8 protein-coding genes are annotated in these 6354 nt (G+C 42.1%); 1 reads left to right on the top strand and 7 read right to left on the bottom strand.

Annotated features, from left to right (window positions below):
- The first annotated feature begins 78 nt into the window (after positions 1-78).
- Entirely contained in the window at positions 79-252 is a 174-nt protein-coding gene (locus RDS42_RS11095; RefSeq protein ID WP_177275620.1) for a DUF362 domain-containing protein, read from the top strand.
- Between the two features lie 86 nt (positions 253-338).
- On the opposite strand, the gene RDS42_RS11090 is transcribed toward RDS42_RS11095, so the two are convergent.
- The 7 genes from RDS42_RS11090 to rpsF all read right to left on the bottom strand — a co-directional run bounded on the left by RDS42_RS11090 (position 339) and on the right by rpsF (position 6234).
- Positions 339-875, bottom strand: a complete 537-nt coding sequence (locus RDS42_RS11090) for a helix-turn-helix domain-containing protein (RefSeq protein WP_308783721.1) — start codon at positions 873-875, stop codon at positions 339-341.
- 145 nt (positions 876-1020) lie between these two features.
- Complete coding sequence (gene dnaB / locus RDS42_RS11085) at positions 1021-2349, bottom strand: replicative DNA helicase (protein WP_308783720.1); 1329 nt, start codon at positions 2347-2349, stop codon at positions 1021-1023.
- A gap of 18 nt (positions 2350-2367) precedes the next feature.
- Positions 2368-2814, bottom strand: a complete 447-nt coding sequence (gene rplI, locus RDS42_RS11080; RefSeq protein WP_308783719.1) for a 50S ribosomal protein L9 — start codon at positions 2812-2814, stop codon at positions 2368-2370.
- Positions 2811-4880, bottom strand: a complete 2070-nt coding sequence (locus RDS42_RS11075) for a DHH family phosphoesterase (RefSeq protein ID WP_308783718.1) — start codon at positions 4878-4880, stop codon at positions 2811-2813. Before RDS42_RS11075 ends, rplI begins: the two co-directional genes overlap by 4 nt.
- A 218-nt stretch (positions 4881-5098) precedes the next feature.
- Positions 5099-5362: a 30S ribosomal protein S18 gene (rpsR, locus tag RDS42_RS11070; RefSeq protein ID WP_022066584.1), complete on the bottom strand. Its 264-nt coding sequence runs from the start codon at positions 5360-5362 to the stop codon at positions 5099-5101.
- 57 nt (positions 5363-5419) lie between these two features.
- Positions 5420-5872: a single-stranded DNA-binding protein gene (locus RDS42_RS11065; protein WP_308783717.1), complete on the bottom strand. Its 453-nt coding sequence runs from the start codon at positions 5870-5872 to the stop codon at positions 5420-5422.
- A gap of 74 nt (positions 5873-5946) precedes the next feature.
- Positions 5947-6234, bottom strand: a complete 288-nt coding sequence (gene rpsF / locus RDS42_RS11060; protein WP_308783716.1) for a 30S ribosomal protein S6 — start codon at positions 6232-6234, stop codon at positions 5947-5949.
- Positions 6235-6354 lie beyond the last annotated feature (120 nt).

Here is a 6354-nt window from a genome sequence, read left to right as displayed (position 1 = left end):
GTAATCCTATGAAAGATATATTAGAATAGCAATATAGAACCGTAAAAGGTGCTAACGAGAAAAAAGGAGGATATTATAATGGCATACGTAATTACTGACGAATGTGTAAGCTGTGGAACATGTGCAGCTGAGTGCCCGTCTGAGGCTATTTCTGAAGGCGCAGATCATTTCGAAATTGATGCTGACGCTTGCGTTGACTGTGGAACATGCGCAGATGTTTGTCCTACAGAGGCTATTCAGCCAGGTGAATAATTCACTACATAAAAACAGGGAGCTGCAGCTTTTGCTGCAGCTCTTTTTCTATATCCTGTTATAGCAGAATCTTCTTATGTATTATACTAGATATTCTTATGGATCCTTGTTTCCCTTGTTGATCTCTTATCCGACAATGCCGCTGCAATTTCTCTTCTTGCCATCTGCTGTTTCCTAATTGCAAGATCCAAGGAACGAAATCTCTCTTCATCTTCGTTTTTTGAACGGATTTCCTGTGTGATCAGCCTTTCCAGTATTGCCTGAAATTCCAATATTTTTGGATCTGTCACATTTTCCCCTTCCTTTTCTGTGATATTATTCAAGGAATCCTGGGGCGGGATTTCTTCCGTGTCCCCTTCCAGCAGCTGAAAGTTATTCTTGTCCGTGTTCGCCGCTGTATAGAGAATCTGAGGGATCAGATCACGAATAGCCCGCAGCTGCAGTCCTCTTTTCTTCAGTTCCTTAATATTCATAAAAAGCTGAATATCACTTCCTGTGTAGTAACGGTGGCCCAGTTCATTCCGTTGAATATGAAGGTCTAACTCCTCCTCCCAGTAACGCATAACATAAGCCTTGATACCTGTCATTTCTGCTGCCTGTCTGACTGTATATCTTGTCTCCATACCACACCTCCTACAAAATAAATTATAGCAGAGTATAAATGGATTTCAACCTAAAGCGTTCGACAGAATCCTCCCTATCCTGCAAAAAACCGAAGCGTTCAAAAGTTCAGATAACTTCCAAAGCTCCGGTTTTTTATATAAAGATTTATTTTTTCATATTTACAAACTGAGTATACCGCGGCAGCCATACAAGCTCTATCGTTCCAATAGGACCATTTCTCTGCTTTGCTATGATAACCTCCGCAATATCTTTTTTTTCTGTATCTTTATGGTAATAATCATCTCTGTAAAGAAACATAACCACATCGGCATCCTGCTCGATTGCTCCTGATTCTCGAAGGTCGGAAAGCATCGGTCTGTGATCCGGTCTTTGTTCCACTGCACGGCTTAACTGTGACAGTGCAATCACCGGTACTCCAAGCTCACGGGCCAGTGCCTTTAGGGAACGGGAAATATCTGAAATCTCCTGCTGTCTGGAATCGGACTTTCCGCTTCCGCTCATAAGCTGCAGGTAGTCGATCATAATTATTCCTAAATTATGTTCCAGCTTATATTTACGACATTTCGAACGCATTTCTGCAATACTGATACCCGGTGTATCATCTATGATCAAATTGGAACGGCCAATAATATCAGCTCCCTCTACCAGCTTTGTCCAGTCCTCATCTTTCAGATTTCCGGTACGCATGTTCTGAGAATCCACATGCGATTCCATTGCAAGAAGACGGTTAACCAGCTGTTCCTTTGACATTTCCAGACTGAATATGGCAACTGTGACATTTTTCCGGAAAGCCATATACTGGGCAATGTTCAGTACAAATGCTGTTTTTCCCATAGATGGACGGGCAGCGATAAGAACAAGATCTGAGGGGTGCATACCGGATGTTTTATAGTCAAGATCTACAAATCCTGTAGGAATACCGGTTACATTTCCTTTTAGCTTGGACGCTTTTTCAATATTATTGATGGCGTTCAAAACAACCTGCTGGATTGGAACATAATCACCGCCAATACTTCTCTGCAAAATACTGAAAAGCTTCTTTTCAGCTTCTTCCAGAAGTGTTTCTGTACTTTCCTTTTCCAGATAGCAGTTATTTGCAACCTCTTCCGTTGCCTTGATCAGACGACGGAGCAAAGCTTTTTCACTTACGATATTTGCATAATATTTTACATTTGCAGATGTTGGTACTGCTGCCAGAAGTTCCCGGACATATTCCATGCTGCTGATATCCGGTGGAAGATCTTTTTCCTTTAGGCGGTTTTGAAGCGTGATCAGATCAACCGGCTGCCCTTCATTGCATAGTTCAACCATCGCATCAAAAATAACGCCGTACTGATTCTGATAAAAATCATCACTTGTCAAAATTTCTGATGCCACCAGGATAGCATCTCTGTCCATAAGCATGGAGCCGATCACAGACTGTTCTGCCTCAATACTATGAGGAAGTATCCTTCTGATCAGTGCTTCTTCCATACTGCTACAACCTCCATGCTATGCCTCTTTAACCCATACCTTCAGACTTCCTGTTACCTTCGGATGAAGTTTTACCGGAACCTGCGTTACGCCCAGATTTCTGATCGGACCATCCAGCTGCAGTTTCTTTTTGTCAAGATCAAGATTCAGCTGGTTTTTTGCCGCCTCTGAGATTTCTTTTGCAGATATGGAGCCAAATGTCCTGCCGCCTTCTCCAACCTTTAAAGTAAGGATCACTTCTTTTGTTTCCAAATCCTTTGCAAATGCCTGAGCAGCTTCCAGATTTTCCTGTGCCACCTTTTCTTCATTTGCTTTCTGGAGTTTCAGATCATTAAGATTCTTTGGAGTTGCCTCAACTCCCAGTTTCTTTGGAAGGATCATATTTCGTGCATAACCGTCGCTGACATTTACAATCTGTCCTTTTTTTCCAAGAGATTTTACATCTTCCAATAAAATTACTTTCATTTTTTCTCCTCTACTTCCTGATACATTTCATCAATGATCTTCTTTAACATTTCTTCTACCTCATCAATAGGCAGTTTGACCTGGGCTCCCGCGATATTGATATGACCGCCTCCACCCATTTTTTCCATCATAACCTGTACGTTCACCTCATCGATTGCTCTGGCACTGATGTATACCTCATGATTATAAGGTGTCAGTACAAATGAAGCTTTTACGCCGGAAATATTCAGAAGCTCATTTGCAGCCTGTGCTCCTACTACAGTAGGACTTTCCAGTCCTTCACTTGGGCATTTTGCAATAGCAAAGCATTCTTTATAGATACTTGCTGAACGGACAGCTTCTGCCTTCGCTTTATATGACTCGATATTATCACGAAGAAGCTTGCGTACTCTAGTCATATCTGCTCCGCTGCGGCGCAGGAAAGCAGCCGCTTCAAAAGTACGTACACCGGCTCTCGTAATAAAATTATTGGTATCGATCATGATACCTGCATAAATACAGTCTGCCTCTATATTCCGCAGACGCAGATCATCTGAAAAATACTGCAGAATTTCCGCCACCATCTCACATGTAGATGACGCATAAGGTTCTACATAAGAAAGAACCGCATTCTGTATGATCTCATTTCCTCTTCGATGATGATCCAGTACCACAATGGTCTTTGTCATATAAAGAAGCTCCTGGCACTCTGTATAGCTTGGTTTGTTGGTATCCACAACCACTACTACTGTGTTATTGTCCACAAGCTCCATCGCCTGTTCTCTGTCAATAAACATTGATGGTTCATAATCCGGATTATTCAGATACCCTGCCATCAAAGGTCTGATAGATGTGGAAGGGTCATTTACTACAATATGAACCGGCTTTCCAAGAGTCTTGCCCGCTCTATAGATACCAATGGCGGCTCCCAGAGCATCTACATCCGTGATCTTATGGCCCATGACTACTACACGCTCTTTGGTACTCATAAACTCCTTCAGAGCCTGGGCTTTCACACGGGCTTTCACACGGGTTGTCTTTTCCATCTGCTGTGCTTTTCCTCCAAAATAGGAGATATTGTCACCATTTTTAATAACAACCTGATCACCGCCCCGCCCAAGAGCCATCTCTATAGCAATACGGCAGTACTCATAATTCTGAAGATACGTAGCCGCATTAAGACCGATACCGATACTTAACGTAACTGTCATTTCATTTCCGATATTAACGGTCTTAACCTCTTCCAGGATATGGAATTTCTGTTCTTTTAACGTCTCGAGAGAACTCTGGCGCATGATCAGAAAATACTTATCCTTTTCCAGTTTTCTTACAAGACCGTCGTAATTTGAAAAGTATTTTGTGATCTTTCTGTCTATCAGAGCAATCAAAAGAGAGCGCCTTACATCCTCCACGCTTTCCAGAGCTTCTTCATAGTTATCAAGATAGGCCAGCGCAACTACCAGTTTATTGTCTTCATTTGCCTGGATATATTCTCTAAGTTCTGTTTCATCGTACAGATACATCGCGATCAGACTTGTATTCTCTGACAGCCCCTCCAGAACTTCTGAGTGTACCATTGCTTCTCCCAGCCTTACCTGCTGCATGGAAATCCTGTAGATACGATCTCCCGCCTGAGTGCTTATCTCAGAAATTTCATTTTCTCCAGAAACAGGGAGCTTCTCCTTTGTAATATCCGGAAAAATCGTGCTGATATTTTTTCTGTAAAACTGATCCTTGCCAGTCAGCTCTGCAAATACCCGGTTGCACCAGATCATCCGACCATCCATATCCATGATCGCATACGGCAGAGCCAGTTCTTCCAGGACTCTTTTTTCAAGGAACTCATATTGACTGGCAAAAGCCACAAGATCATTAAACATCTGAGGTCTGTGATAAAAGAAAATCCCTGCAGCGCAGACCATATAGATCAGTATACCCACAGTCATCACTGCTCCGGCTTTTACCTCTATCGCATAAACTGCAGCGTTTACGATGACCAGAAGAGCTGTCAGATACAACGGCCATCTGGTCAGATATTTCAGGTGACCTTTTAACTTAAATTTACCATCCATAATCTTCATTACCATTCTTTTTTCATTTTCTCGTGCTGAGTTTTCTTCCAACGCATTTTATTATACCAGATTTTCTGCCATATTGCCATATGATTTAAAAAAGAAACTCCGTCGCCGGCTCCTTCCTTACGGTTACTGCGAAATAGTACCGTGTGAACAATAACCCGCTTTCCCATAATTAGTGAAAAAAACACCGCTGTCACAATTAATGACAGCGGTGTTTGATCTCTAAATCAGTCCTGAACGTATGGCATCAGGGAAAGGTGACGTGCTCTCTTGATAGCAACAGTCAGAGCTCTCTGATGTTTTGCACAGTTGCCTGTGATTCTTCTCGGAAGGATTTTTCCTCTCTCAGAAACATATTTTCTAAGTTTTGCTACATCCTTGTAATCGATCTCGTTATTCTCTTTACCGCAGAATACGCAAACTTTTTTTCTTCTGCGTCCGCCTCTTCTCTTCATGGGAGAGTCCGGTCTTTCGCCTCTATTGTAAGCCATGATAGTTTCCTCCTATTTTTTTCAATCTGATCTTGCGCATGTCATTTTACTGATTTCTCAGTTAAATGGCAGCTCCTCGTCAATTCCGTCAGGAATATTCATGAAGCCGTCTGCACTTGCAGCGCTCGGGCTGGGCATAGATGGTGCTGTGTTCTGCTGCGGATGGGATGCGGCATAATTGTCGCTTGCAGCTTTGCTCTCTGCAAATTCCTGCTCCTCAACAACAACCTCTGTTGTATACACCTTCTGTCCTTCTCTGTTGGTATAGCTTCCGGTCTGAATACGGCCGCTGACCACGATACGAATTCCCTGATGGAAATATTTTTCTGCAAACTCTGCTCCGCGTCCGAATACCACACAGCTGATAAAATCAGCACTTGCTTCTCCGTCACGACGGAATCTTCTGTCAACTGCCAGCGTATATCTGGCAATAGCCAGGGCATTTTCACCTGCGGAATATCTAACCTCAGGATCTCTTGTTAAGCGTCCCATTAAAATTACTTTGTTCATTATTATACCTCTCTTTTCAGTAAGTGAACGGGTTTCTTAATGGTGCTTTCTAAAATCCACTTTCTGTAAAAAGATTATGCGTCTTTACGAATGACTAAGTATCTTAATACATTGTCCATAATGCGTACATGTCTTTCTACTTCCGCCGGACACTCTGCGTCTGCTTCAAACTGAATGAAATAGTAGAAGCCTTCATGCATTTTCTGAATTTCGTAAGCTAATTTTTTCTTACCCCATTCTTCTACTTCTGTGATTGTGCCATTGTAACGTGTAATGTAGCTTTTTGCTTTCTCTACTACTGCATCACGTACTTCATCCTCAACTTTGGCACTCACAACTAATGCTAACTCGTACTTGTTCATGCTTTTTACCTCCTTATGGTCATTATGGCCCTCTGTACTGTCAGAGAGCAAGGATATGAAAATATATCACAGTTGCTTATTTTAACATGTTTTTTCCTGTATGTAAAGTACCTTTATTCT

Source organism: uncultured Blautia sp. (genome assembly GCF_902497045.1).
Lineage (GTDB): Bacteria > Bacillota > Clostridia > Lachnospirales > Lachnospiraceae > Blautia_A.
Note: the sequence above shows the minus strand (reverse complement) of the source record. Positions and strands in the feature narration are given on the sequence as shown.